Source organism: Micromonospora sp. NPDC049044 (assembly GCF_040649215.1).
Classification (GTDB): Bacteria; Actinomycetota; Actinomycetes; order Mycobacteriales; family Micromonosporaceae; genus Micromonospora.
In genome coordinates this window covers 16,461-39,915 of the sequence record NZ_JBEZFA010000025.1, presented here as the reverse complement: position 1 = coordinate 39,915, position 23,455 = coordinate 16,461, and the positions used below count along the sequence as shown (strand labels likewise).

The 23,455-nt window shown below is 72.1% G+C and carries 26 protein-coding genes; 9 read left to right on the top strand and 17 right to left on the bottom strand.

Annotated elements, in window-relative coordinates:
* The first annotated feature begins 14 nt into the window (after positions 1–14).
* The 3 genes from AB0B85_RS20950 to AB0B85_RS20940 all read left to right on the top strand — a co-directional run bounded on the left by AB0B85_RS20950 (position 15) and on the right by AB0B85_RS20940 (position 1,982).
* A complete protein-coding gene (locus AB0B85_RS20950) occupies positions 15–851 on the top strand; it encodes an oxidoreductase (protein WP_357409696.1) in 837 nt (278 codons plus the stop codon).
* Positions 852–1,080: 229 nt separating this feature from the next.
* Complete coding sequence (locus AB0B85_RS20945) at positions 1,081–1,500, top strand: ATP-binding protein (protein WP_357409694.1); 420 nt, start codon at positions 1,081–1,083, stop codon at positions 1,498–1,500.
* 104 nt (positions 1,501–1,604) lie between these two features.
* Positions 1,605–1,982: a nuclear transport factor 2 family protein gene (locus tag AB0B85_RS20940; protein WP_357409692.1), complete on the top strand. Its 378-nt coding sequence runs from the start codon at positions 1,605–1,607 to the stop codon at positions 1,980–1,982.
* A gap of 10 nt (positions 1,983–1,992) precedes the next feature.
* Here the strand turns inward: AB0B85_RS20940 and AB0B85_RS20935 are convergent, their stop codons facing one another.
* The 9 genes from AB0B85_RS20935 to AB0B85_RS20895 all read right to left on the bottom strand — a co-directional run bounded on the left by AB0B85_RS20935 (position 1,993) and on the right by AB0B85_RS20895 (position 10,455).
* A complete protein-coding gene (locus AB0B85_RS20935; protein ID WP_357409816.1) occupies positions 1,993–2,751 on the bottom strand; it encodes a nucleotidyltransferase domain-containing protein in 759 nt (252 codons plus the stop codon).
* Positions 2,752–2,771: 20 nt separating this feature from the next.
* Positions 2,772–3,476 (bottom strand): nucleotidyltransferase domain-containing protein, encoded by a 705-nt coding sequence (locus AB0B85_RS20930; RefSeq protein ID WP_357409690.1) that lies wholly within the window; start codon positions 3,474–3,476, stop codon positions 2,772–2,774.
* A gap of 92 nt (positions 3,477–3,568) precedes the next feature.
* Positions 3,569–4,039: a molybdenum cofactor biosysynthesis protein gene (locus tag AB0B85_RS20925; RefSeq protein WP_357409688.1), complete on the bottom strand. Its 471-nt coding sequence runs from the start codon at positions 4,037–4,039 to the stop codon at positions 3,569–3,571.
* Positions 4,040–4,104: 65 nt separating this feature from the next.
* Positions 4,105–4,797 (bottom strand): urea ABC transporter ATP-binding subunit UrtE, encoded by a 693-nt coding sequence (gene urtE, locus AB0B85_RS20920; RefSeq protein WP_357409686.1) that lies wholly within the window; start codon positions 4,795–4,797, stop codon positions 4,105–4,107.
* Positions 4,797–5,573 (bottom strand): urea ABC transporter ATP-binding protein UrtD, encoded by a 777-nt coding sequence (gene urtD, locus AB0B85_RS20915; protein ID WP_357409684.1) that lies wholly within the window; start codon positions 5,571–5,573, stop codon positions 4,797–4,799. The genes urtE and urtD overlap by 1 nt, the downstream gene beginning before the upstream one ends.
* Positions 5,570–6,757, bottom strand: a complete 1,188-nt coding sequence (gene urtC / locus AB0B85_RS20910) for an urea ABC transporter permease subunit UrtC (RefSeq protein WP_357409682.1) — start codon at positions 6,755–6,757, stop codon at positions 5,570–5,572. Before urtC ends, urtD begins: the two co-directional genes overlap by 4 nt.
* Positions 6,754–7,641, bottom strand: coding sequence for an urea ABC transporter permease subunit UrtB (gene urtB / locus AB0B85_RS20905; protein WP_357409680.1), 888 nt, complete (start codon positions 7,639–7,641; stop codon positions 6,754–6,756). The genes urtC and urtB overlap by 4 nt, the downstream gene beginning before the upstream one ends.
* A 74-nt stretch (positions 7,642–7,715) precedes the next feature.
* The gene (urtA, locus tag AB0B85_RS20900; RefSeq protein WP_357409678.1) at positions 7,716–8,960 is read right to left on the bottom strand and encodes an urea ABC transporter substrate-binding protein; all 1,245 of its coding nucleotides are present in this window, start codon (positions 8,958–8,960) and stop codon (positions 7,716–7,718) included.
* A gap of 412 nt (positions 8,961–9,372) precedes the next feature.
* Entirely contained in the window at positions 9,373–10,455 is a 1,083-nt protein-coding gene (locus tag AB0B85_RS20895; protein WP_357409676.1) for a substrate-binding domain-containing protein, read from the bottom strand.
* 96 nt (positions 10,456–10,551) lie between these two features.
* Between AB0B85_RS20895 and AB0B85_RS20890 the strand changes: the two genes are divergently transcribed.
* Positions 10,552–11,049 carry a MarR family transcriptional regulator gene (locus AB0B85_RS20890; RefSeq protein WP_357409674.1) on the top strand — a complete coding sequence of 166 codons (498 nt, stop codon included), beginning with the start codon at positions 10,552–10,554 and terminating at the stop codon, positions 11,047–11,049.
* Between the two features lie 46 nt (positions 11,050–11,095).
* Here the strand turns inward: AB0B85_RS20890 and AB0B85_RS20885 are convergent, their stop codons facing one another.
* The 8 genes from AB0B85_RS20885 to AB0B85_RS20850 form a co-directional block, all read right to left on the bottom strand.
* Positions 11,096–11,818, bottom strand: coding sequence for an urease accessory protein UreD (locus AB0B85_RS20885; RefSeq protein WP_357409672.1), 723 nt, complete (start codon positions 11,816–11,818; stop codon positions 11,096–11,098).
* Positions 11,818–12,603 carry an urease accessory protein UreG gene (gene ureG / locus AB0B85_RS20880; protein ID WP_357409670.1) on the bottom strand — a complete coding sequence of 262 codons (786 nt, stop codon included), beginning with the start codon at positions 12,601–12,603 and terminating at the stop codon, positions 11,818–11,820. The genes AB0B85_RS20885 and ureG overlap by 1 nt, the downstream gene beginning before the upstream one ends.
* Complete coding sequence (locus AB0B85_RS20875; RefSeq protein WP_357409668.1) at positions 12,593–13,333, bottom strand: urease accessory UreF family protein; 741 nt, start codon at positions 13,331–13,333, stop codon at positions 12,593–12,595. The genes ureG and AB0B85_RS20875 overlap by 11 nt, the downstream gene beginning before the upstream one ends.
* Positions 13,333–15,036: an urease subunit alpha gene (locus AB0B85_RS20870; RefSeq protein WP_357409665.1), complete on the bottom strand. Its 1,704-nt coding sequence runs from the start codon at positions 15,034–15,036 to the stop codon at positions 13,333–13,335. The genes AB0B85_RS20875 and AB0B85_RS20870 overlap by 1 nt, the downstream gene beginning before the upstream one ends.
* A complete protein-coding gene (locus AB0B85_RS20865) occupies positions 15,033–15,380 on the bottom strand; it encodes an urease subunit beta (protein WP_357409663.1) in 348 nt (115 codons plus the stop codon). Before AB0B85_RS20865 ends, AB0B85_RS20870 begins: the two co-directional genes overlap by 4 nt.
* Positions 15,377–15,679, bottom strand: coding sequence for an urease subunit gamma (locus AB0B85_RS20860; protein WP_357409661.1), 303 nt, complete (start codon positions 15,677–15,679; stop codon positions 15,377–15,379). The genes AB0B85_RS20865 and AB0B85_RS20860 overlap by 4 nt, the downstream gene beginning before the upstream one ends.
* A 298-nt stretch (positions 15,680–15,977) precedes the next feature.
* A complete protein-coding gene (locus AB0B85_RS20855) occupies positions 15,978–17,429 on the bottom strand; it encodes a hypothetical protein (RefSeq protein WP_357409659.1) in 1,452 nt (483 codons plus the stop codon).
* Positions 17,430–17,506: 77 nt separating this feature from the next.
* Entirely contained in the window at positions 17,507–18,694 is a 1,188-nt protein-coding gene (locus AB0B85_RS20850; RefSeq protein ID WP_357409657.1) for an LLM class flavin-dependent oxidoreductase, read from the bottom strand.
* Positions 18,695–18,875: 181 nt separating this feature from the next.
* Between AB0B85_RS20850 and AB0B85_RS20845 the strand changes: the two genes are divergently transcribed.
* The 5 genes from AB0B85_RS20845 to AB0B85_RS20825 are packed head-to-tail and all read left to right on the top strand — an operon-like array spanning position 18,876 to position 23,434.
* On the top strand, positions 18,876–19,853 hold the full coding sequence (locus AB0B85_RS20845) for an aliphatic sulfonate ABC transporter substrate-binding protein (RefSeq protein ID WP_357409655.1): 978 nt from the start codon (positions 18,876–18,878) through the stop codon (positions 19,851–19,853).
* On the top strand, positions 19,850–20,683 hold the full coding sequence (locus tag AB0B85_RS20840) for an ABC transporter permease (protein ID WP_357409653.1): 834 nt from the start codon (positions 19,850–19,852) through the stop codon (positions 20,681–20,683). The genes AB0B85_RS20845 and AB0B85_RS20840 overlap by 4 nt, the downstream gene beginning before the upstream one ends.
* Entirely contained in the window at positions 20,656–21,387 is a 732-nt protein-coding gene (locus tag AB0B85_RS20835) for an ABC transporter ATP-binding protein (RefSeq protein ID WP_357409651.1), read from the top strand. The genes AB0B85_RS20840 and AB0B85_RS20835 overlap by 28 nt, the downstream gene beginning before the upstream one ends.
* Positions 21,388–21,401: 14 nt before the next feature.
* Entirely contained in the window at positions 21,402–22,808 is a 1,407-nt protein-coding gene (locus AB0B85_RS20830) for a selenium-binding family protein (RefSeq protein ID WP_357409649.1), read from the top strand.
* Positions 22,805–23,434, top strand: a complete 630-nt coding sequence (locus AB0B85_RS20825) for a hypothetical protein (RefSeq protein ID WP_357409647.1) — start codon at positions 22,805–22,807, stop codon at positions 23,432–23,434. Before AB0B85_RS20830 ends, AB0B85_RS20825 begins: the two co-directional genes overlap by 4 nt.
* Positions 23,435–23,455 lie beyond the last annotated feature (21 nt).

The following is a 23,455-nucleotide window of genomic DNA, read 5'->3' as shown; positions in this document are numbered from 1 at the left end:
CAGGAGAAGACCACGTGCCCCGAGTCTGGCTCATCACCGGTTGTTCCCGGGGTCTCGGTCGGGCGCTCGCCGAAGCGGTGCTCGCCGACGGCGACCACCTCGTCGCCACCGCCCGCACCCCGTCGCAGCTCGACGCCCTGAGCGACAGGTACGGCGAGCGGGTCCGGACGGTGGCCCTCGACGTCACCGACCCGGAGGCCGCCCACGCCGTCGCCCGCGCAACCATCGACGCGTTCGGCAGCCTGGACATCCTGGTGAACAACGCCGGGTACGCCGACGTCGCCGCGATCGAGGACATGCCGGAGGAGCACTTCCGGGCCCAGATCGAGGCCAACTTCTACGGAGTGGTCAACCTCTCCCGGGCGGTCCTGCCGGCGATGCGCGCCCAGGGGCACGGGCACATCGTCCAGATCTCCAGCGTCGGCAGCCGGGTCGCCAGCACCGGCCTGGGCGCGTACCAGTCCGCCAAGTGGGCGGTCAGCGGCTTCTCCGGGGTGCTCGCCAAGGAGGTCGAGGGATTCGGAATCCGGATCACCACCGTCGAGCCGGGCGCGTTGCGGACCGACTGGGCTGGCTCCTCGATGAGCATGCTGCCGATCAGCGACCCGTACCAGCCGGTCATCGACCCGGCCGTGCAGCGGCTCCGCCAGGCCAGCGGCAACCAGCCGGGCGACCCGGCCCGAGCCGCCCAGGCGATCATCCGGATCACCCGGGTCGAGGACCCGCCCCTGCGGCTGCTTCTCGGCGCCGACGCGGTGGCGGGCGCCTCGGCCGCCGCCGAGGCCCTGGCCGCCTCGGATGCGCGGTGGCGCGAGCTGAGCGAGTCCATCGCCTTCGACCCAGCCCCCTGACCGACCCGGCCGTCAGGCGGGCGACGCGCCCGGCATGACCGCGCGTCGCCGGATCGAGCGCCGAACGGGTGGGGCAGCCAACGCACCAACAGGTGACATGATGTGCCGACAACCAGCTGTCGCTAGAGAAGGGTTGCTGCTGCCCGATGGCGCACTTCGCGGCTCGCACGTCCCCCGCACCCGGGCCTGTCGTGGTGACGCTCGCCGCCAACCCGTGGATGGCGGGCTGATGCCGGCCGAGCGACCGGAGGTCGTGGCCGAGCAGAGCGTCCCCGCCCCTCTCGCGGACACCATGTCGTACCAGGTCGCGACGGACGTACGAGCGCTCCGCGCGTTCGTCAGCGTCGGCGCGCTGGCCCGGGGTCTGTCGCCTGATCGGGTGGAGCTGCTGACGCTGGCGGTGAGCGAGCTGGCCACCAACACTCTGCAGCACACCACCGGCGGCGGCCGGGTCCGGCTCTGGGCCGAGTCGGGTCAGCTGTTCTGCGACGTCGTCGACCGGGGGCCGACCCGGGCGTTGGGCCGGCGCATGCCGTCCGCCGACGCGATCCGGGGTCGAGGGCTGGCGATCGTGGAGCAGATCTGCGACGAGGTCGTCGTGCTCACCAGCCCCGGCGAGACCGTCGTACGGATCCGGCTGAGCCTGTGACCGCCGCCGGCGATCCACCCGCCGACGGGCCCCACCGACTGCCACAATGCGGACAGCCCCGGCCGACGGTGACGCCGGGTCGACACCGACCGGAGGACGCCCCGATGCCGGACAGCGCACGCGAGGCAGAGCTGCTCGATGCCGAGCGGACCCTGCAGGCAGCCCAGCGGGCCGGCGACGTGGCCGCCCTCGACCAACTGCTCGTCGACCAGCTGATCGCCGTCGGCCCGGACGGCCGGACGTACACCAAGCAGGATGACCTGGCCGCCCACCGGGACCGTCGCTCGGTGCTTGAGGAGTTGGTCGAGGAGGAGTTGGACCTGCTCGTCGTCGGAAAGACCGGTGTGACGTTCTTCCTGGGCCGGGTGGCCGGGGTGTACGAGGGGGCGGCGTTCGCGGCGAACCTGCGCTACACCCGGACCTGGGTCCACGACGACCCGCACGGTTGGCGGGTCCTCGCCGCGCACGTCAGCCCGGTCTAGACCCCCGGCGTCACCTCGCCGAATCGGCCAGCCTGGCCGCCACCACCAGATCGTTGAGCTGGGCCGCACCGGCGGGCTGCGGGGGCAGCCGGGTGTCGTGGTGCGCCTGGTCCAGCCGGGCCGTCAGGTCGGCGAGGTCACGAGCCAGGACCGGGGCGGCGACGAGGTCGCCCAACGCGCCGTGTTCGGCGCTCCGCTTCGCCGCGATCAGGTCGGCCAGGTACGCCGGCGCGGCTTCGGCCTTGAGCAGGCTCGGCAGGTGCGCCACCACCCGACCGGTACGCATCAGGTGGATGCCGGTGAGCAGCGCCCGGAAGGTGTACAGCAGTGGTTTGAGTTCGCCACTCGTGCCGAACAACCGTCGCTGGGTGGCGGCGAAGCCGCGATAGTGGTGGGCATGGTGCCGGGTCAGTACCAGCGGCGCCAGCTCCACCAACGCCGCGTGCACCGCTGTGGTCCGCACCACCAGCGGGGACAGCAGCTGTTCGAGCACGTAGCCGTTGCGGCCCTGCATCAGCCGCACGAACTTGCGCAGGTCGTGCGTGACCAGATCCAGCTCCACCCCGTCGCGGTCGGCCATCACCGTGCGCGTCTCGGTGGGCGGCGTCAGCCCGATCACCTCCTCGACCGGAAGTAGGTGCACGCCGCGCAGGTCGACGTCCGAGTCGGTGGACGGGAACCCGTACAGGTGGGCGCCGGAGACGGTGGCGAAGATCAGCGGGTACGGCTGCTCGGCGACGACAGCCGTCAAATCGATGCCGGCCGGCAGACCTGCGGCTGCCCAGGCGCTCACGCCGCGCCCCGCACGGAGCGGTCCCGGACCGAGATCAGCCACTGCTCCACCCGCGCCTCGTCGGGCCGTTCCGGCAGCGGGCTGGTGGCGAGGTCCGCCGCCATCCGGCGGACCAGCCGGTCCCGCCAGGCGACGACCTCGTCCCAGGGCACCATGCCGGCCTTGACCGCCAGAAGGCGGTCCCGGTCGGTGCCCACGTCCAGCACCAACCGGCCGGTGCGGACCAGGTCACCCCCGGCGGTCAGCAGACGGATCAGGTGCATCACGTGCCGCCACACCGGCGCGCCGTCGCGGGCGATGCCGCGCTCGGCCTTGCCGAACTGGGCTGTGGCGTAGCGCAGGTAGGTGTCGGCCACCCGCCGGGACAGGAAGGCAGGTGTGAGCGCCCGCAGCTCGGTGCCCAGCGGGGTGCACGTCTCGACGAGCGGCGAGTGCAGCACCTCCAGGACCGTGGGGTTGGCCGCCAGCCCCAGCCCGCAGACCCGCTCCACCTCCCACCGCATCTGCTCCGGGAGTGGTCCCTCGTGGTGCGCGGCGGGTTTCCGCAGCCCCCAGAACGCCGAAGCGGGTAGCGCGTACACCCCACGACGGTCGGTGTCCGAGCCCGCGCCGGCCAGTCCGAACGCCCGGGAGCCCACCACCACCTGCAGGATCGTCCGGTCGTCCACCTGCTGATCCGTCAGTGCCAGTGCCTGCTGCATTGCCGCCTCCCCCGGGCGCTGGTCCGCCGCCCGACCGGGCGGTGTCCGGTGCACACCATGCCCGTCCCGCGGGTTACCGTCGAGCCGTTTGTTCAGCTCACCACGACGTCTACCGGCCCGCTGCGCAGGGTGCCGTCGTTGAGTGGCGTGCAGCGGATGCCGCCGGTCGTGCGGAGCGCCTTCCAGGCTCCCGGACCGACTGTGACGTCCATCCAGGCACAGGGCCGGGCCGCCCGGTTGACCCGCAGGCTGACCGGGCCGTCTCCGGAGTCCAGGACCAGCACCCGGCCGATCAGCTCGTCCACAGCGATCCCGCTGGTGAGGATGTTGCGCCGGACCTCCGCCAGACCGATGCCTACCGGTAGTGACTCCTGGGCGATCACCGTGACGCTGGCGTCACGGTGCGCCTGCTGGCCGAAGTACCGGTCGCCGACGATGCCCAGGTTGGCCCGGATCCGGACCACGTCGACAAGTTCACCGGGTGGGGCCGGCGCGGGGCCGTCCGCCGGCCGGCCCAGGAAGCGGTGCACGGGCGAGGCCAGCAACTCGACGATCTCCGGCATGGCAGGGATTCTACGAACCGCGGCGGACTCCGCGGGCCAGGTCGGCGGAGCGCGCCACCCGCGGCTCAGACCGCAAGTGCCGCCCGGACCTCCCGTTCCGCAGTGACACCCCCGTCGCCGTGCGAGGTGACCCGGCCGGACTCCAACACGTGGTAGTGGTTCGCCACCCGCAACGCGAAGCCCAGGTGCTGTTCGACGAGCAGCACGCTGAACCCGGGCTGCCGGGTCAGCTCCACGATCCGTTCCTGGATCTCGGCGACCACCGACGGCTGGATGCCCTCGGTCGGCTCGTCGAGCATCAGCAACCTCGGCCGGGTGATCAGTGCCCGGGCGATGGCCAGTTGCTGGCGCTGGCCGCCGGAGAGCAGCCCGGCCCGCCGCCGCAGCAGCGGGCGCAACGCCGGAAAGAGATCAAGCACCTCGGCGGTGGCCACCGCGCCGTCGCGCCGCCCGTCGGCGACGAGCCGCAGGTTCTCCGCGGCGGTGAGGTGCGGAAAACTCTGCTGGCCCTGCGGGACGTACGCCATCCCCCGCGCCACCCGCTCGTGCGGCCCGAGTCGGGTGACGTCCTCGCCGTCCAACTCGACGGTGCCGGCACTCGGGCGTAGCAGCCCGGCCGCGACCCGCAGCAGTGTGCTCTTGCCGGCGCCGTTGTGCCCGAGCACGGCGGCCACCCCGTCGGGCGGGACGGCGAGGTCCACTCCGTGCAGCACCTGAGAGCGCCCGTACCCGGCGCGCACCCCGCGCAGCGTCAGCATCATGCCTCCCGGACCGTCGGTGCCGACCCGGCGTCGACCGGGTGGCCAAGGTAGACCTCCTGCACGCGCGGGTCCGCCTGGACCTGGGCCACTGTGCCCTCGCTGAGCACCCGACCGGCGTGCAGCACGGTGACGGTGCGCGCGAACCGACGCAGGAAGTCCATGTCGTGCTCGATCACCACCACCGTGCGGTCCCGGCTCACCGTCTCCAGCAGGGCACCTGTGGCGTCGCGTTCCTCGTGGCTCATTCCGGCGACCGGCTCGTCGAGCAGCAGCAGCCGGACGTCCTGCACCAGCAGCATGCCGATCTCCAGCCACTGCTTCTGGCCGTGGGCGAGCGTCCCGGCGAGGTGCCCGGCCCGCCCGGTCAGCCCGATGATCTCCAGCGCCGCGGCCACCTCGTCGGGGATGTCGCGCCGCCGCCGGGCCAGGGTCGCCCAGCTGCGCCGGGCGCCCGCCGCGATGTCGAGGTTCTGCAACACCGTCAGCTCCTCGAAGACGGTCGAGGTCTGGAAGGTGCGCCCGATGCCCAACCGGCTGATCCGGTGCACCGGCCGGCCCAGCAGCTCGTGTTCGCCGAAGCGGACCGAACCGGTGGCCCGGACCAGGCCGGTGATCGCGTCGACGAGGGTGGTCTTGCCGGCCCCGTTCGGTCCGATCAGGAACCGGATGTCACCGGCCGGCACCTCCAACGAGACACCGTCGACGGCGGTGAACCCGTCGAAACTGACCCGCACGTCACGGACGGACAACCCGTCCAGCCGCTCCTCGCTCATGCCGCTGGCACCTCCGCCCGTTCGGCGCGTCGTCGACCGGTCGGTAACCATCCACGCCGACGCGCTGCCACACCGCCCTCGCGGCGGCGGGCCAGCGCCCACAGCGACGCCAGGCCACCGGGAAGGAACGCCACCACCACCACGAAGAGCAGACCCTGCAGGTACGTCCAGGTGCCGGGAAAACGCTCCGACAGGGCGGTACGCGCCCAGGCCACCGCCACCGCGCCGAGCACCGGGCCGAGCAGGGTGGCCCGGCCGCCCACCGCGACGCCGATGACGAACTCGATCGACGGGACGATGCCGATCAGGGCGGGCGAGATGATGCCCACCGCCGGCACGAACAGTGCCCCGGCCAGCCCCGCCATGCCGGCCGCCACGACGTACGCGACGAGCTTGACCGACGCCGGGTCGTAGCCGAGGAAACGGACCCGCTCCTCACCGTCGCGGACCGCCACCAGCAGTTCCCCGTAGCGGCTCTGGATGAGTTGGCGGGCCAGCGCGAGCAACGCCAGCAGCGTGCCGGCGATGATGAAGTAGACCATGCGCTGGTTGACCGGGTCGTCCAGGTCGTAGCCGAAGAAGCCCTTGATGTCGGTCAGCCCGTTGGTGCCACCGGTGGTGCCCTGCTGCCCGATCAGCAGGATCACCATCGCCGCGGCGAGCGCCTGGCTGAGGATGGCGAAGTACGCGCCCCGCACGCGCCGGCGGAAGACAAGCGAGCCGAGCCCGAAGGCGACAGCCATCGGCAGCAGCACCGTCGCGGGCAGCGCGAACCACGGGCTGGCGAACGGCCGCCACCACAGCGGCAGTTCGTCGAGCTGCCCGTACAGCTGCATGAAGTCGGGCATCCCGCCGGGACCCGCGTCGGCGAGCTTGAGGTGCATGGCCATCGCGTAGCCGCCGAGGCCGAAGAAGACGCCCTGGCCGAGGGTGAGCATGCCGCCCCGGCCCCAGGCGATGCCGATGCCGACGGCGACCATGGCGACGCAGAGGTACTTGGCGAGCAGGGCCAGCCGGAAGTCCGACAACGCCAGCGGCGCCACGGCGAACAGCAGTGCCGCGCCGAACGCGAAGCCGGCGGCGGTCCGCAGCCGCGAACGACCACCGGTGCGGGCCGCGGGTGCGGGGCGGGTGGGCACCGGATCGGTGGCGGTGCTGGGGGGCGCGGGGGTGACGGCGGTCATGCGAGGCTCCTGGTCCGCAGGGTGAACAGGCCCTGTGGCCGCCACTGGAGGAACGCGACGATCGCCACGAACACGATCACCTTGGCGACGCTGAGGGTGGTCAGGTACTCCCCGGTGGCCTGCAGCACGCCGAGGGCGAAGGCGACGATCACACTGCCCTTGAGCTGGCCGATCCCGCCGACCACGACGACCAGGAAGGCGTCGATGATCAGGTTGGTGCCCATTGTCGGGCCGATCGGGCCGAGCAGGGTGAGCGCCACCCCGGCCAGCCCGGCCAGGCCGGAGCCGACGAAGAAGGTGGTCCGGTCGACCCGGGCGGTCGGGATGCCGGACACCGCGGCGAGGTCGCGGTTCTGCACCACCGCGCGGATGCGACGCCCCAGCGGGGTGAGGCGCAGCGCCAGGGTGAGGGCCGCGACGGCCGCCAACGCCAGGGCCAGGATGAACAGCCGGTTGTTGGCGATGGTCAGCCCTGCGGGCAGCGCCACGTTGCCGGTCAGCAGGTCGGGGGCGCGGGTCTGCACGTTCGGGCTGCCGAACACGTCGCGGGCCAGTTGTTGCAGCATCAGCGACACCCCCCAGGTGACGAGCAGGGTGTCCAACGGCCGGGCGTAGAGCCGGCGGATGAGCAGCATCTCCAGCAGGACGCCCATCGTGCCGGCGACCACGAACGCCACCGGCAGCGCGACGACAAGTGACAGGCCGGCCCCGGTGATGCTCTGTTGCAGGACGTAGGTGGTGTACGCCCCGGCCATGATGAACTCACCGTGGGCCATGTTGATCACGTTCATCTGGCCGAAGGTCAGCGCGAGGCCGAGCGCGATGAGCAGCAGCACCGCGCCGATGCTGATGCCGGTGAAGAGTTGACCGAAGAGGACTGTCACGGTGGGTACTCCGTACTGCTGGTCGGGGGCCCGGGCGGACCGCGCGGCAACACGCTCCGCCCGGGCCGGCATCGTCAGCTCAGGCCACTCGCCCAGGGGTAGGTCTTGAGGTACGGGTCGGGCTGCACCGGCTTGCCGGAGTTCCACACCTCGTTGATCAGGCCGTCCGCGCCGATCTTGCCGATCCGGGCGGTCTTGGCGATGTGCTGGGTCTGGCCGTCGACGGTGACGGTGCCCTCCGGCGCGTCGAAGGCGATCCCCCCGGAGGCGGCGCGGACCTTCTCCACGTCGAAGGCGCCGGCCTTCTCGACCATCGCCTTCCACAGGTGCACCGCCACGTACGCGGCCTCCATCGGGTCACTCGTCGGCTTGTCCGCCCCGTACCTGGCCTTGTACGCGGCCACGAACTTCGAGTTCGCCGCCCCGGGCGTGGTCTGGTAGTAGTTCCAGGCGGTCAGCTGGCCCTCCAGGTACTGGGTGCCGATCCCCTTGACCTCCTCCTCGGCGATCGACACCGAGACCACCGGCATCGCGGCGGCGGTCAACCCGGCCGACTTGTACTCCTTGAAGAAGGCCACATTGCTGTCACCGTTGAGGGTGTTGAACACGGCGTCGGCCCCGGCCGACTTGACCTTGTTGACGATCGTGCCGAACTCGGTGGATCCCAGCGGCGCGTAGTCCTCGCCGGCCACTGTCATCCCGTTGGCGGCCGCGTACGCCTTGATGATTTTGTTGGCGGTACGCGGAAAGACGTAGTCGCTGCCGACCAGATAGACCGACTTCGCGCCCTGCGCCTTGAGATAGTCGAGCCCCGGGACGATCTGCTGGTTCGTCGTCGCGCCCGTGTAGAAGATGTAGGGCGACTGTTCCAGCCCCTCGTACTGCACGGGATAGAACAGCAGCGCCTTGTTCTTCTCGAACACCGGCTTGACCGCCTTGCGGCTGGCCGAGGTCCAGCAGCCAAAGACGGCGGCGACGCGGTCCTCGGAGATGAGCTTCTCCGCCTTCTCGGCGAAGGTGGGCCAGTCCGAGGCACCGTCCTCGCCGACCGGCTGGATCTTCTTGCCGAGGACGCCGCCGGCCGCGTTGATCTCCTCGACGGCGAGCATGATGGCGTCGCGGACGGTGACCTCGCTGATCGCCATGGTCCCGGAGAGCGAGTTGAGCAGGCCGACCTTGACGGTGTCGCCGGAGACGTCGGCGGTGACGCCGGCCGCGCTGCCCGCGTCGGTGGTCTTGCTGCCGCACGCGGTCATCGCGGCCGCGGCGACCAGGGTCATGGCACCCGCCAGGATGCGGCGGCCCCGGAATAATGACATCAATTCTCCCCTGCGATGCACTCACGTGGCGAATGGACGGTCGGTGCGGTCCGGTGGATCTGACGTGGGCGGGGCCGGGGTCGACGGGTGGACGCCACCGCGGCACCGCATCGGGTACGGGCAGGGAAAGCGTTGACCGGCATCATTGCGATCGTGTTTCCCGGCCCTTAATTGAGTGTTTCCCGCCGACCGCGCCGTACGGTCGCGAAAGAACGGCCGACACCGTCGGGGAAAGACGGTGTCGGCCGTTGGAAAGTCGGAAAAAAATGCCACCACAATGGTCGGCGACGAATATCGCCGATTGTGGACACACATTGGTGGCAGCTGCCCGCAGAGGCAGATCCTTCACGCAGGAAGTATCTTAGGGTCGCGTCGGGTACGGCTGTCAAGGCCTGCCCGGCCCGGCTGCCGGTCAGAGTTGGGCGAGCACCGTGAAGTCGAGCCCATCGGCCTCGGCGAGGTAGATGCGCTGGCGCACGTGCCGTCGGCGCAACCGCAGCCGCCCGCGCGGCCCGTGGTACGCCACGGTGTCGGCGGCCGTCTCGATGGCCCGCACGTCGAGGGTCCGGGCCTGGCCGATCAGCGCGGCCAACAGCATCACACCCTCGTAGCAGGACTCCCCCAGGCTGCCCAGCGGCGGTGCCTCGATCCCGAACCGACTGGCGAACTCGCCGTGGAAGTCGAGGTTCTCCTGGGTCACCAGCCCGGCGAAGAAACCAGCGGTGCTGTACAGCCGGCGGGTCGCGCCGGCCCCGCTGGCCAGCAACATGTTCTCGTCCATCAGGGTGCTCAGCCGCAGACAGCGCTGGTCCAGGCCGGAGCGGGCGAACGCCCTGTTGAACCGCACCGCGTCGGCCCCCACCAGCAGCATCAACACCGCGTCGGCATCGCTGTGCTCGATGCGGCGCAGCACCTCGTCGAAGTGGTGCGCGTCCAACGGCAGGAAGTGCTGGCCCACCACCTGCCCGCCGCCGCGCAGCGCGTACAGCTGGGCGGCCCGCGCGGTACGCCGCGGCCACACGTAGTCGTTGCCGACGACGAACCAGCGCCGCACCCCCTGCTCGCCGGCGAGCAGCCGCATCGCCGGCCACAGTTGGGCATCCGGCGTCTCGCTGGTCAGGAAGACCCCTTCGGTACGTTCACCGCCCTCGTAGAGTGCCGTGTAGACGTACGGCACCCGGTGCGCGACACGGGGCGCCAGCGCCTGGCGCACCGAGGAGATGTGCCACCCCGTCACACCCTGCACCGCCCCCACCGACACCAGCGCCTCGACCTCGGCGGCCACCTCGGCCGGCGGTGCGCCACCGTCGACGAGCACCAGCCGCGCCTCCCGACCCAGCACCCCGCCGCACCGGTTGATCTCCTCGACGGCGAGCTGCGCGCACAGCTCGCAGGTGGGGCCGAACATGCCGGCCGGCCCGCGCATCGGATAGACCAGGGCGATGCTGACCACGGCACGGTCGACGGTCAGCCACGGCGGTGCCGGCGCGGACATGTGCACATGATTGCCCGGCCCAGGACGGAAGGCCAGAGCTCACCACGGACCGGGACGACTCGCTAGCATGACAGGGCCACCGGACCAGGGAGTTCCATGTCAGACGTGCCCGGGGCGCCAGCGGACCTGCTGCGCTCGCTCACCCGCGCCGAGCGGTTGCTCTCCCGCCGACTGGGCGCCGTCCTGGCCCACGACGCACTGACCATCGAGGCGTGGCGGGTGCTCTGCCTGCTCGCCGACGGCCAGGGCCACCCGATGAGTGAGGTGTCCGCCGAGGCTTCGCTGCCTCCGGGCACCCTCACCAAGCTCGTCGACCAGTTGGTCGACCGTAACCTCGTCTTCCGCCGGATCGATCCGAACGACCGCCGGCGGATCCGCGCGTACCTGACGGCCCGGGGCCGACGCGAGCACGACCGCCTCGACCAGCTGGTTCAGGCAAGCCTCGCCGAGCTGGGCCTCGGGCGGGCCGCCGGGTCCGGTGTGCCGCCGGCAGCCGACCTGGTCGGCGCGCTCGACGACCTGATCAGCCGTCTCGACCCGGCCCGCCAACGCGACAGCGCCGACGTCATCCCCACCGGCGGCCCGCACCGCTGACCCACCCCGAGGATCGGCCCGAACAGCTGTCGGGCAGCCGGCGTCGCTAGACGGTCAGGTGCGTGCGCAGGGTGTGGGCGTCCGGGGCGGTGGCGGTCCACAGTGTCGCCGGCCCGCCGGCCAGGGGCAGGCGGGCGACGCTCGCGTCGGGCCGGACGTGCACCGGCTCGGCGGGCCGCGACGGGTCGACCACCAGCAGCGAGCCGGTGGCCGTCGCGCCGTCGAGCACCGCCGGCCCGGCCCAGCCCGGTGCCTGTGGGCCCACCGCCAGGGACTGCCGCAGCAGCGGCCGACCCGCGTAGTCGACCTGGGTGTGCACGACGGCCCCGCCGGGCGTCTCGCCGTACCGGCCGCAGATCAGCTCGTCGCGCCAGCGCAGGCTCGCGCCGTCCGCCAGGTCGATCCTGGACTCGGCGAGATGCGCGCAGCCGGCCGCCGCGACCAGCTGCTCGGGCAACCAGTGCAGCGTGGCCCCGGTACGCACCACCGCCCGCACCGCCATCCGGGACACCCCACCCGGCCGGCCCGGTAGGGCGATCGACGCGGCGACGGTGTGCACCCGGACCGCAGCGCCCGGCCCCACCTCGATGTCCAGCCGCAGATCGTCGCCGGCGATCGGCCCGGCCGCCCCGCCGACGAGGTGCACCGTGGCGACACCGCCGTCGGGCGGGGTCTGCCGCAGCAGCAGTGGTGTCTCCCCGTGCAACTCGACAAGAACTGTGCCACCCCGACCGTCGGCCCGGGCGACCAGCCGGGCGGACGCCCGCATCAGACCGGGCCGACCGGTACGGCGAGGGGGTACGCGGTGGCGTGGTGGGCCAACTCGTGCCGGATCCAGTCGGCGACAGTACTCGCCGTCGGATCGCCCACGATGGACAGGAAGACGGTCGGCAGGTCACCCCGGCGGGCCCGCGCGTCGCGATCCATCACCGCGAGGTCCGCCCCCACCATCGGCGCCAGGTCGGTCTTGTTGATCACGAGGAGGTCGGCGGCGGTGACCCCCGGGCCGCCCTTGCGCGGCACCTTGTCCCCTCCCGCCACGTCGACCACGAAGATCTGCCGATCGACCAGCCCCCGGCTGAAGGTAGCGGTCAGGTTGTCCCCACCGCTCTCCACGAGCACCAGGTCCAGCGGGCCGACCGCCTCGGCCAGCTCGTCCACGGCGTCCAGGTTGGCGCCGATGTCGTCGCGGATCGCGGTGTGCGGGCAGCACCCGGTCTCCACAGCGCGGATCCGCGCCGGGTCCAGCACTCCGGCCCGCCGGAGAAAGTCGGCGTCCTCGGTCGTGTAGATGTCGTTTGTCACCACGCCGAGCCGCAACTCGTCGGCGAAGGCACGGCAGAGCGCCGCCACCAGTGCCGTCTTGCCGGACCCGACCGGGCCGCCGATGCCGACCCGCAGGGCACGACCCGCCCGGGCCAGCGGCGGATGCGGGTCGACCCCTGGTTCCGGGTGGGTGTGCGGGACGCTCTCGTCGTGCGGATTGTCGTTCGCGGCCGACGTGATCGGCTCGACAGCGGACCCAGCGCTCGGCACAACAGTCTCAGGACGCAAAGAGACGCACCTCCCAGGTGGCATGGTTCTCGGCATGGATGTCAGCGAGCGGAGCTGCCGCGGCCGGCAGCCGCTCCGGTGGGTCGTCGGCGGCCCGCGCCGCGTCGGCGGCGGTGCCGTCGCAGACGTCGGCAAGACCGACGAGCAGGGCCTGGACCTGGTACGGGTCCAAGCCGAGCAGGCGTACGCCGGCGCTGGCCGCTCCGGTGAGCGTCCCGTACGCGGCGATCGTGGCGGTCTCCACCCGGGACAGCCCGGCCGCGGCGCAGAGCAGTCCCAGTACCAGCGGTTGGTGCACGCCGCAGGACGTGGCGGGTAGGTCGTCGAAGGGTGCGTCCGGCCAGATGGCCCGGCCGGCGCGCAGCAGGGCTCGCCCCTGCCGCCGGGAGATCGTCCGCAACGTCGGCGACGCGGTACGCGCGTCCAGCTCCACGTCGAGCTGGGCCAGCGTGTGCAACCGCGCGACGGACCGGGCCGGCACGTCGGATCGTCCGACCGGCCCGGCGGCCACACCCGCGCTCCCGGGCACCGCCGCCCGGTGTGCGGCCGCCGCGAAGGCCGCGCCGACCAGGCCTGCGGTGGCCAACCGGCCGGTCAGGAACGAGTTCAACGAGGCCAGGTCGGTGACCCGACCCGCGGCGACTGCCGCTTCCAGACCGCCGGAGTGCGCGTGCGCACCGGCCGGGAAGCGTCCGTCGGCCACCAGCAGCAGCAGGCTCGGCGTCGCCATCAGAACAGGAAGTACCGCTGGGCCATCGGCAGCCGGGTCACCGGGTCCGGCTCCACCACCACCCCGTCGATGCGGACCGTGAACGTGTCCGGGTCCACCTCGATGCGCGGCATCGCGTTGTTCTCCGGTAGGTCGGCCTTGCCCCGCGACCGCACGTCACGCACCGGCACCACCCGGCGGCGCACGTCCAGGCGGAGTCCCGCGTCCAGGGCCGCCGGCGCCACGAAGGCCAGGCTGGTGGCGGCAGCGGCGGCGCCGTACGCCCCGAACATCGGCCGGGGCAGCATCGGCTGCGGCGTCGGGATGGAGGCGTTGGCGTCGCCCATCTGCGCGTACGCGATCATGCCGCCCTTGATCACCAGGTGTGGTCGTACCCCGAAGAACGCCGGGTCCCAGAGCACCAGGTCGGCGAGCTTGCCCGGCTCGACCGAGCCGACCTCGTCCTCCAACCCGTTGGCCATCGCCGCGCAGATGGTGTACTTCGCGACGTACCGGCGGGCCCGGTGATTGTCGGCGGCGCCGTCGCCCGGCAGTGCGCCGACCCGGTCCTTCATCACGTGTGCGCTCTGCCAGGTCCGCATGATCACCTCGCCGACCCGGCCCATCGCCTGCGCGTCGGAGCCGATGATGGAGATCGCGCCGAGGTCGTGCAGCAGGTCCTCGGCGGCCATCGTGGACGGCCGGATCCGGCTCTCGGCGAACGCCAGGTCCTCCGGCACCGACGGGTTGAGGTGGTGGCAGACCATCAACATGTCCAGGTGCTCGGCGAGCGTGTTGGCGGTGTACGGCCGGGTCGGGTTGGTCGACGACGGCAGCACGTTCGGCTCACCGGCCACTGTGATGATGTCCGGGGCGTGCCCGCCGCCGGCACCCTCGGTGTGGTACGAGTGGATCGCCCGGCCACCGATCGCGCGCAGGGTGTCGGCGACGAAACCTGCTTCGTTGAGCGTGTCGGTGTGGATCGACACCTGGACCCCGGAGGCGTCCGCCACCCGTAGGCAGGCGTCGATCGCCGCAGGGGTGGTGCCCCAGTCCTCGTGCAGCTTGAAGCCGCCCGCGCCGGCCCGCAACTGTTCCCAGAGGGCCTCACTGGAGACGGTGTTGCCCTTGCCGAGCAGCAGCACGTTCACCGGCATCGTGTCCAGCGCCTCGTGCATCCGGGCCAGGTGCCAACCGTTCGGGGTGACGGTGGTCGCCCGGGTCCCCTCGGCCGGGCCGGTGCCGCCACCGACGAGCGTGGTGATGCCACTGGTGAGGGCCTCGGTGACGATTTGCGGGCAGATGAAGTGCACGTGGGTGTCCACCGCGCCGGCGGTGAGGATCCGCCCGTTGCCGGCGATCACCTCGGTGGCCGGGCCGATGACCAAATCGGGGTGGACACCGGGCATGGTGTCCGGGTTGCCGGCCCGGCCGAGCGCCACGATCCGCCCGTCGCGCAGCCCCACATCGGCCTTGACCACACCCCAGTGGTCGAGCACCACGGCACCGGTGATGACGGTGTCCAGCGCTCCTTCGGCGCGGGTCGCCCGGGACTGTCCCATCGACTCGCGGATCACCTTCCCGCCGCCGAAGACCGCCTCGTCGCCGCCCACGCAGTGGTCGGTCTCCACCTCGATCAACAGATTGGTGTCGGCCAGCCGGATCCGGTCGCCGGTGGTCGGGCCGTACAGGTCGAGGTAGCGGTCCCGCCGCACGGCGCTCACCGCGACGACCCGTCGGGCGTCGCCGTGGTCGGCGCCGGGTCCAGCGGGCCGGCGCACTCCCCCCGCAGTCCCGGCACGATCCGCGCTCCGCCGAACGGGACGAGGTCGACGCTGCGGCTGATGCCCGGCTCGAACCGGACCGAGGTGCCCGCCGGTACGGCGAGCCGCTGCCCCCAGGCGGCGCCCCGGTCGAACGTCAGCGCCGGGTTGCACTCGGCGAAGTGGTAGTGCGAACCCACCTGTACCGGCCGGTCGGCGGTGTTCACCACGACCACTGTGGTCACCGGCCGACCCGCGTTGATCTCGACCGGGCCGGCGGCCGGCAGGATCTCCCCCGGGATCACGGGATCGGGTGGTGCACCGTCACCAGCTTGGTGCCGTCCGGGAACGTCGCCTCCACCTGCACCTCCCTCAGCAGCTCGGGGATGCCGTCCTGGACGTCGTCACGGCCGAGCACGGTCCGGCCCGCCGACATCAGGTCGACCACCGACCGGCCGTCGCGGGCCCCCTCCAGCAGGAACGCGGTGATCAGCGCGACCGCTTCGGGATAGTTGAGGCGCAAGCCGCGCTCGCGGCGGCGGCGGGCGACCTCGGCCGCGACATGGACGAGCAGGCGGTCCTGCTCGTGCGGGCTGAGAAACACGGGCTTCTCCCGGTGGGATCGGCGTGCCCGGCTCGTCGTCGGCTCCGCATGAAGCCACGCCGGGCAGCACTGCCCGGGGTACGAGCTGGAGTCACGCGAATCGCCGGCACCACCGCCGACGGGGTGGCCCGGGACTCCACCATCCCGGCCCGCGCGACGGGCAACCGGCGGTGTCTGGTCGGATGCGGACCGCACCGCCCACCGCTTGAGCAGACCGTAGAGGATCGTCACCGGCCGGGGCAACAGTCCGTTCGTGATCGGCGGCGACGCCCCGGCCCGCCGGACAGCAGGGTCGTTGTCAGCGCCGGTGGGTGAACGCGCGCCCGGCCACGGCGAACAACGACACGCTGATCGTGGCGACGAACACGCGCATCGTCGGGTCGACATTCAGCGCCGAGCCGAGGTCACGGGAGATGTGCACGCCGACGAACGTCGGCACGGCGCTCCACACCGTGACCGCGAGCAGCAGCAGGGCGACGCCGGCGAGAACGGCGGCCAGCAGGCATTGGCGCAGGTACCGACCGGACCGCTTGCTGCCCACCCACAGTCGGGCGATCGCCGACGTCGGTGGCCGGCGCCAACTGCCGTGCCGTACCCAGCCCTCCTCGTTGTCGTCGAGGGGGTATCGGTTGACGATCGCCTGGATGAGCAGGTAGGTGCGCAGGAGCAGGTAGACCTTCGATGGGGCGTCGAAGGCGTACCACCGTTGCAGCTCCCGTGTCTCGGCGCGGATCCGGCCGGCCCAGGCCCGCAACTGCCGGTCGGTGACGTCGACGCCCGTCCGGTTGACGCGATGCCACGCGAACTCGAACGTGGTGGCGGCGCGGTCCAGTGCCTCCACGGCACGACGCCGGTCCGGTGGTGCCGGATCCGACTCGACGTGGTCGGCGAACTCCAGGAGGGCGGCGATCAGGGCCACGTCGGGGCGCGTCCAGTGGTCGCGCTCGACGCGCCACGCCCGCACGACCGGCCACAGCGCGACGAAGAGCAGGCCAGCGCCCGCGAAGGTGAGCCCTACCAGGACGTCGTACCAGCGAGTCGCCTGGATCGTGGGGACGGCCGACGCCGCGACGCACGCCGCGACCGCGGCACCGCCGCCGATGGCCACCCCGCGACACGGGACGGCGAGGCGCGAGACGGCCAGCGCGAGGACGACCCCGACGGACAGGCTCGTGGCGGAGGCCACCAGCCGGTGCGCCAGTGGCCCGCCGACCATGGCGAACGCCGCGACCGCGGCCAGCACCGCGCCGAACAGGAGCGGTAGCGGTCCCGGCGTCCGCAGAAAGTGCAGCGCGACGTCCCGCCGGGCGAGTGCGAGCTTCGCGGCCCGTACGGTGGGGACCACCGACTGCGGATCGACGTCGACGTGGTCCCAGAAGGTGTCGTAGCCCGCGAGGATGCCGTGCAGCCGCTTTCCACCCTCCCTGCGGTTGGACCGCGTCGTCGCGTCGATGTGCTCCCCATGGGTGACCCACCACGGGACAGCGTCCGGTCCGTCGGCGGCCTCGGTCGCGTCGGTCGGGTCGCCCTCGTCCGACCAGTCGACGTCGGCCCACGTGCTGTCGGGCTCGTCGTCTGCGAACAGCAGGTCATCATCGGCGGGCGACGGAAACAACCGATCCCGGTACGGCGGACGGTCGCCCGCGATCTCGATCGGGTTGTCGTCGAACGGGTCCGCCGCTTGGCGGCTCACGCGTCGAGGCAGCGGCCTGTCGTCGGGTGCGGGCGCGTCGGCTGCCCATTCGTCCACGCGATCACCACCAGCTCGCGGATGTGCCTCCGTGATAGCACGGCACGACAAGTCCGCTGGTCCCGGCGGGTGGCCGGTCAGTGGGCCGCCGCGGGCTCCGGCACCGGGCGGGGTGTCGACGTCCCCGCGAAGGGGACATCCGGGAGATCGGCCGGGTCCGGCGGGCCGTCGGGGTGCCGCCACAGCCCGCGCTCGCGCAGGATCGGCAGCACGCCCTCGCCGAACCAGTACGCCTCCTCCAGGTGCGGGTAGCCGGAGAGGATGAACTCGTCGATACCGAGCGCGTGGTATTCGGCGATCCGGTCGGCGATCTCGCGGTGGCTGCCGACGAGCGCGGTGCCCGCGCCGCCCCGGACCAACCCGACGCCGGCCCACAGGTTGGGTGCGACCTCCAGGCTGTCGCGGGAGCCGCCGTGCAGGTCGAGCATCCGGCGCTGCCCCTCGGACTCGCTGCGGCGCAGCCCGTCCTGCACGGCCCGGATGTCGGCCTCGGCGATGCCGTTGAGCAGGCGGCGGGCCTGTGCCCACGCCTCGTCGGCGGTGTCGCGCGCGATGACGTGCAGCCGGATGCCGAACCGTAGGTTCCGGCCGGCGTCGGCGGCCAGCGCCCGTATCCGGTCCAGTTTGTCGGCGACCTGGGCCGGCGGCTCGCCCCAGGTCAGGTAGACGTCGCTGTGGCGGACCGCCACCGGCAGGGCGGCGGCGGACGAGCCGCCGAAGTAGACCTGCGGGACCGGGTCGGGCAGCCGGTGCAGCCGCGCCTGCTCGACGCGTACGTGTGTGCCGTGGTGGTCGACCGTCTCGCCGCGCCACAGGGCGCGCACCACGTGCAGGAACTCGTCGGCCCGCGCGTACCGGGCGTCCTTGTCCAGGAAGTCGCCGTAGGCCCGCTGCTCGGTCGACTCGCCGCCGGTGACCACGTTGAGCAGCAGGCGACCCCGGGACAGCCGCTGGAACGTCGAGGCCATCTGGGCGGCGAGGGTCGGTGAGGTCAGGCCGGGCCGGAAGGCCACCAGGAACTTCAGGCGTTCGGTGACCTCGGTGAGCATCGCCGTGGACAGCCAGGCGTCCTCGCACCACGCGCCGGTCGGCGTGAGCGCCCCGACGAACCCGAGCTGCTCGGCGGTGCGGGCGATCTGCCCGAGGTACGCCACGCTGGCCGGGCGGGCGCCTCCGGCGGCCCCGGTCGGCACGCCGTGGCCGCCGCCGACGATGTCCCGGCTGTCGCCGTTCGTGGGCAGGAACCAGTGGAAGGTGAGGGTCATGGCGGCTCTTTCCTCCAGCGGGGACGGTCGGCGCTCGCGGTGCGGCGGGCGCCTCCTGAGGGGTGGGACGATCGCGCGGACAGCCTACCCATAAAACCTATCGGGTTAGTAGGCTACCGCCCACGCTCACCACACGCCGGTCGATGCGGCCCGGCACACCTGCCCGACCCAAGGAGCCGCCATGCGCACCCCCTCGACGAGTCATCCCGTGCGCCGCCGCCTGCTGACGGCCGCGTTCACCGCAGTGGTCCTGCTCGCCACGGCAGGTGTGAGCGCCTGCGGAGGGCCCGCCGACGCGGGAGGCGACGCGGGCAAGCTACGGATCGGCTACCAGCGCTTCGGCGGGCTGAGCCTGGTCAAGGCCCGCGGCGCCACCCCGGGCGTCGAGTGGTCGCTGTTCGAGAGCGGGCCGGCCCTCACCGAGGCGCTCAAGGCCGGGTCGATCGACATCGGACAGGTCGGCGAGGCGCCACCCGTCTTCGCCGCGGCCGGGAAGATCCCGTTCTCCATCATCGGCACCTCCGCGCCGATCCCACAGGGCGAGGCGGTGCTGGTCAAGGCCGACAGCGGCTACCGCAGCTTCGCCGATCTCAAGGGCCGCACGATCGCCCTGAACAAGGGCTCCAACGTGCACTGGCTGCTGGTCCGGCTACTGGAGGCCAACAAGATGACGTTGAAGGACATCAAGGTCACGTATCTCAAGCCGGCCGAGGGGCGACCCGCGTTCGATGGCGGGCAGGTCGACGCCTGGGTGATCTGGGACCCGTACTTCGCGCTTGCCGAACAACCGGGGGTGCGGGTGCTCGCCGACGCGACCGGCCTGGCCAGCAACCGCGAGTACGTGCTGGCCGCCCCGGACGCCGTCGCGAAGCGGCCGGACGACATCCGGGCCTTCCTCCAGCGCTACCGCGAGGTGACCGACTGGGGCATCGCGAACCCGCAGGAGCGGGCCAGCACCCTCGCGCCGGAGCTGAAGATCCCACAGGACGTCGCCAGCCGCGCCCTCGACCGCAGCGCCAAACCGCTCGCCCCGGTCACCCCGGCGATCGGCGACGAACTCCAGGCGATCACCGACAGCTTCATCGCCCTGGACCTCATACCGGGCCCGGTCGACATCAGGAGCCGGGTGGACGACCGCTTCAGCGCGGTGTTCCAGTGAGCCGTACACCTCTGCTGGAAACGCCGCCCGAAGCCGCGGCCCTCGCGCCGCCCGACCCCCGCCGCCCCCGGCCGAACCGGCGGTGGCGGCGGCTGGCCAGCCCGGTCGTGCTGGTCCTGGGCTGGGAACTGGCCGCCCGCACCGGGGTGCTGGCACCGGAGAAGCTGCCCGCGCCAAGCGACGTCCTGGCCACCGGGTGGCGGCTGACCCGGGACGGCACACTCCTCGTGCACCTGCTGGACTCCCTCACCCGCGCCGGGGCGGGTCTGCTGATCGGTGGCGTCCTGGCGCTGGTCCTGGGCACTGTGGCGGGGTTGCTGCGGCTCGGTGACGACCTGGTCGACCCACCGGTGCAGATGGCCCGGATGTTGCCCCACCTGGGCCTGGTCCCGTTGCTGATCATCTGGGTGGGCATCGGCGAGTCACTGAAGATCAGCCTGGTGGCCCTGGGGGCGTTCTTCCCCATCTACTTCAACACCTACGCCGGCATCCGGGACATCGACGAGCGGCTGGTGGAGGCCGCCCGTACCTGCGGGCTGGGGCAGGGCGCCCGACTGCGGCACGTGGTGCTGCCCGGCGCGCTGCCGTCGCTCTTCCTCGGCCTACGCCTGGCGATCGGCGCGGCCTGGCTCAGCCTGGTCGTCGGCGAGCAGGTCAACGCCCAGACCGGGATCGGCTTTCTGATGATGGAGGCGCGGGAGTTCAGCCAGACCGATGTGGTGGTGCTCGGCCTGCTCGTCTACGCGCTGCTCGGGCTGATATCCGACAGTGCGTTGCGGGTGGTGGAGAGGAGGATGTTGACATGGCGTCGCGGACTGCGGGCCACCTGACCGGCACGACGCCGGTGTTGACCGCGCACGGGGTGCACCGGGCGTTCGGGCCGACGGTCGTGCTGGCCGGGGTCGACCTGAGCATCGCCCGTGGCGAGGTGGTGGCCCTGCTGGGCAGCAGCGGTTCCGGCAAGAGCACCCTCCTGCGGATTCTCGCCGGGCTGGACGGCGAGGCCAGCGGTGAGATCGTCGTGCCCGGCACCGCCGCCGTGGTCTTCCAGGAGCACCGGTTGCTGCCGTGGAAGCGGGTGGCATCCAACGTCGGGCTCGGGCTGTCCGGCGTGGACACCGCCGGTCGGATCCACCGCGCGCTGGCCGAGGTCGGGCTCGCCGAAAAGCACAGCGCCTGGCCAGCCGAACTCTCCGGTGGGCAGGCACAACGGGTCGCCGTCGCACGGGCCCTGGTCCGCGAACCGGACCTGTTGCTGCTCGACGAGCCGTTCGGCGCCCTGGACGCGCTGACCCGACTGCGGATGCAGGTCCTGCTGCGCCGGCTACGCGCCGAGCACGGCTTCGCCGCCCTGCTTGTCACCCACGACGTGGAGGAGGCGCTGCTGCTCGCCGACCGGATCCTGCTCCTCGACGACTGCCGCATCGCCGCGGACCTGCCCATCGACCTGGCTCCCACCCGTACGCCGGACGATCCCGCCTTCGGCGCGCTGCGCCGGCACCTGCTCGGCCGACTCGGCGTTCCCCACCCCTGACGAGCGGAGACCCGATGACCCGCTGGACCCCCGATCCCACCTTCTACCCCTCCCCCGCCGAAGCGGTGAGCGCACCGGCGGAGAAGCTCGCCTACGTGGCGGCCTTCGACCGGACGGCCAGCCGTCCGGACGCCATAGTGGTGCTCGACACCGATCCCGGCTCCCCCACCTACGGCACTGTGGTCGGCTGGACCGACCTGCCGCACCTCGGCGACGAGGTGCACCACTTCGGGTGGAACGCGTGCAGCAGCGCTCTCTGCCCGACCGCCCCGCACCCGCACGTCGAGCGGCGCTACCTGATCGTTCCCGGTCTGCGGTCGTCGCGGATCCACGTGCTCGACACCCAGCCCGATCCGCGCCAGCCCCAGGTGGTCAAGGTGATCGGGTCGGAGGAACTGGCGAAAAAAGCCGGCTACTCCCGCCCGCACACCGTGCACTGCGGCCCGGACGGCATCTACGTCTCGGCTCTCGGCGGCGCCGACGGCGCGGAGGGTCCGGGCGGCATCGCCATCCTCGACCACACCACGTTCGAGGTACGCGCAGCGTGGGAGGCCGACCGGGGCCCGCAGTTCCTGGCGTACGACGTGTGGTGGCACCTCACCCAGGACGTGCTTGTCACAAGCGAGTGGGGCACCCCGTCGATGATCGAGGACGGCATCGTCGGCGAGTTGCTGCTGGGCCGACGCTACGGCCACGCGATCCACTTCTGGGACCTCGCCAAGCGTCGACACGTGCAGCGCGTCGACCTGGGTGATCAATATCAGATGCCGTTGGAGTTGCGCCCGGCGCACGACCCGACGAAGTCGTACGGGTTCGTCGGGGTGGTGATCAGCGTCGAGGACCTGTCCGCCTCGGTGTGGCTGTGGCACCGCGACGGCGACGCCTGGGCGGTGACCAAGGTGATCGACATTCCGGCCGAGCCGGCCGATCCGGCGGATCTGCCCGACCTGCTCAAGCCGTTCGGCGCGGTGCCGCCGCTGGTGACCGACATCGACCTGTCGGTCGACGACAGGTTCCTCTACGTCTCCTGTTGGGGCACCGGAGAGCTGCGCCAGTACGACGTCAGCGACCCACTGCACCCGGTGCAGACCGGCTCGGTACGCCTCGGTGGAATCGTCCGCCGCGCGGCGCACCCGTCCGCGCCCGACGAGGCGTTGGCCGGCGGCCCGCAGATGGTCGAGGTCAGCCGCGACGGCCGACGGGTCTACGTCAGCAACTCCCTCTACGGCGCCTGGGACGACCAGTTCTACCCGGACGGGGTGGGGGCCTGGCTGGCCAAGCTCGACGTCGACGTGGACGCCGGTGGGCTCACCCCCGACGAGAGGTTCTTCCCGCACGGGGAGGAGTTCCGCGGGCTGCGGGTGCACCAGACCCGGTTGCAGGGCGGGGACGCGTCCTCCGACTCGTACTGTTTCCCGTGACCGTCACCACCTTGGTGGCGCTCGCCGCGCTCGGCGCGTTCCACGGTCTGAACCCGGCGATGGGCTGGTTGTTCGCGGTGGCCCGGGGCCTTCAGGACCGCAGCCGGGCGGCCCTGCTGCGGTCGCTGCCGCCGATCGCGGCGGGGCACCTCGCCTCGGTGGGGGTCGTCGCGGCGCTGGTGAGCGCGACCCGGTCGGTCACGACGAGCACCGCACTGGCGGTTGTCGGCGGTGTGCTGCTCGTCGCGTTCGGGCTGTGGCGGCTGCTCTCCGAACGGCACTTCCGCTGGGCCGGGATGCGGCTGTCCTCGGCCCAGCTCGCCGGCTGGTCGTTCCTCATGTCGTCGGCCCACGGCGCGGGGCTGATGCTGTTGCCGCTGCTGGTGGCCGAGCCGGTGCCCGGAGGTCATGCCGGGCACCTGGCCGCCGCGCCGGTGGGTGCACTGGCCGGGCTCGCGGCGGCGGGGGTGCACACGGTGGCCATGCTCGGCACCGCCCTGGTGGTGGCGATGCTTGTCTACCAGGTGCTCGGGGTGGGGGTGCTGCGCCGGGCGTGGTTCAACGTGGATCGACTCTGGGCCGGTGTGCTCGTCGCGGCAGGGCTGGTGACGCTGATCCGGACGTGAACGACCATCGTGGATGGAGCC

Coding starts and splice junctions, on each gene's coding strand:
- AB0B85_RS20945 (WP_357409694.1), top strand. CDS start 1,081: ATGCCGGCCGAGCGACCGGAGGTCGTGGCCGAGCAGAGCGTCCCCGCC.
- AB0B85_RS20940 (WP_357409692.1), top strand. CDS start 1,605: ATGCCGGACAGCGCACGCGAGGCAGAGCTGCTCGATGCCGAGCGGACC.
- AB0B85_RS20930 (WP_357409690.1), bottom strand. CDS start 3,476: ATGCAGCAGGCACTGGCACTGACGGATCAGCAGGTGGACGACCGGACG.
- AB0B85_RS20925 (WP_357409688.1), bottom strand. CDS start 4,039: ATGCCGGAGATCGTCGAGTTGCTGGCCTCGCCCGTGCACCGCTTCCTG.
- urtE (WP_357409686.1), bottom strand. CDS start 4,797: ATGCTGACGCTGCGCGGGGTGCGCGCCGGGTACGGGCGCTCTCAGGTG.
- urtD (WP_357409684.1), bottom strand. CDS start 5,573: ATGAGCGAGGAGCGGCTGGACGGGTTGTCCGTCCGTGACGTGCGGGTC.
- urtC (WP_357409682.1), bottom strand. CDS start 6,757: ATGACCGCCGTCACCCCCGCGCCCCCCAGCACCGCCACCGATCCGGTG.
- urtA (WP_357409678.1), bottom strand. CDS start 8,960: ATGTCATTATTCCGGGGCCGCCGCATCCTGGCGGGTGCCATGACCCTG.
- AB0B85_RS20895 (WP_357409676.1), bottom strand. CDS start 10,455: ATGTCCGCGCCGGCACCGCCGTGGCTGACCGTCGACCGTGCCGTGGTC.
- AB0B85_RS20890 (WP_357409674.1), top strand. CDS start 10,552: ATGTCAGACGTGCCCGGGGCGCCAGCGGACCTGCTGCGCTCGCTCACC.
- AB0B85_RS20885 (WP_357409672.1), bottom strand. CDS start 11,818: ATGCGGGCGTCCGCCCGGCTGGTCGCCCGGGCCGACGGTCGGGGTGGC.
- AB0B85_RS20875 (WP_357409668.1), bottom strand. CDS start 13,333: ATGGCGACGCCGAGCCTGCTGCTGCTGGTGGCCGACGGACGCTTCCCG.
- AB0B85_RS20850 (WP_357409657.1), bottom strand. CDS start 18,694: ATGACCCTCACCTTCCACTGGTTCCTGCCCACGAACGGCGACAGCCGG.
- AB0B85_RS20845 (WP_357409655.1), top strand. CDS start 18,876: ATGCGCACCCCCTCGACGAGTCATCCCGTGCGCCGCCGCCTGCTGACG.
- AB0B85_RS20835 (WP_357409651.1), top strand. CDS start 20,656: ATGGCGTCGCGGACTGCGGGCCACCTGACCGGCACGACGCCGGTGTTG.
- AB0B85_RS20830 (WP_357409649.1), top strand. CDS start 21,402: ATGACCCGCTGGACCCCCGATCCCACCTTCTACCCCTCCCCCGCCGAA.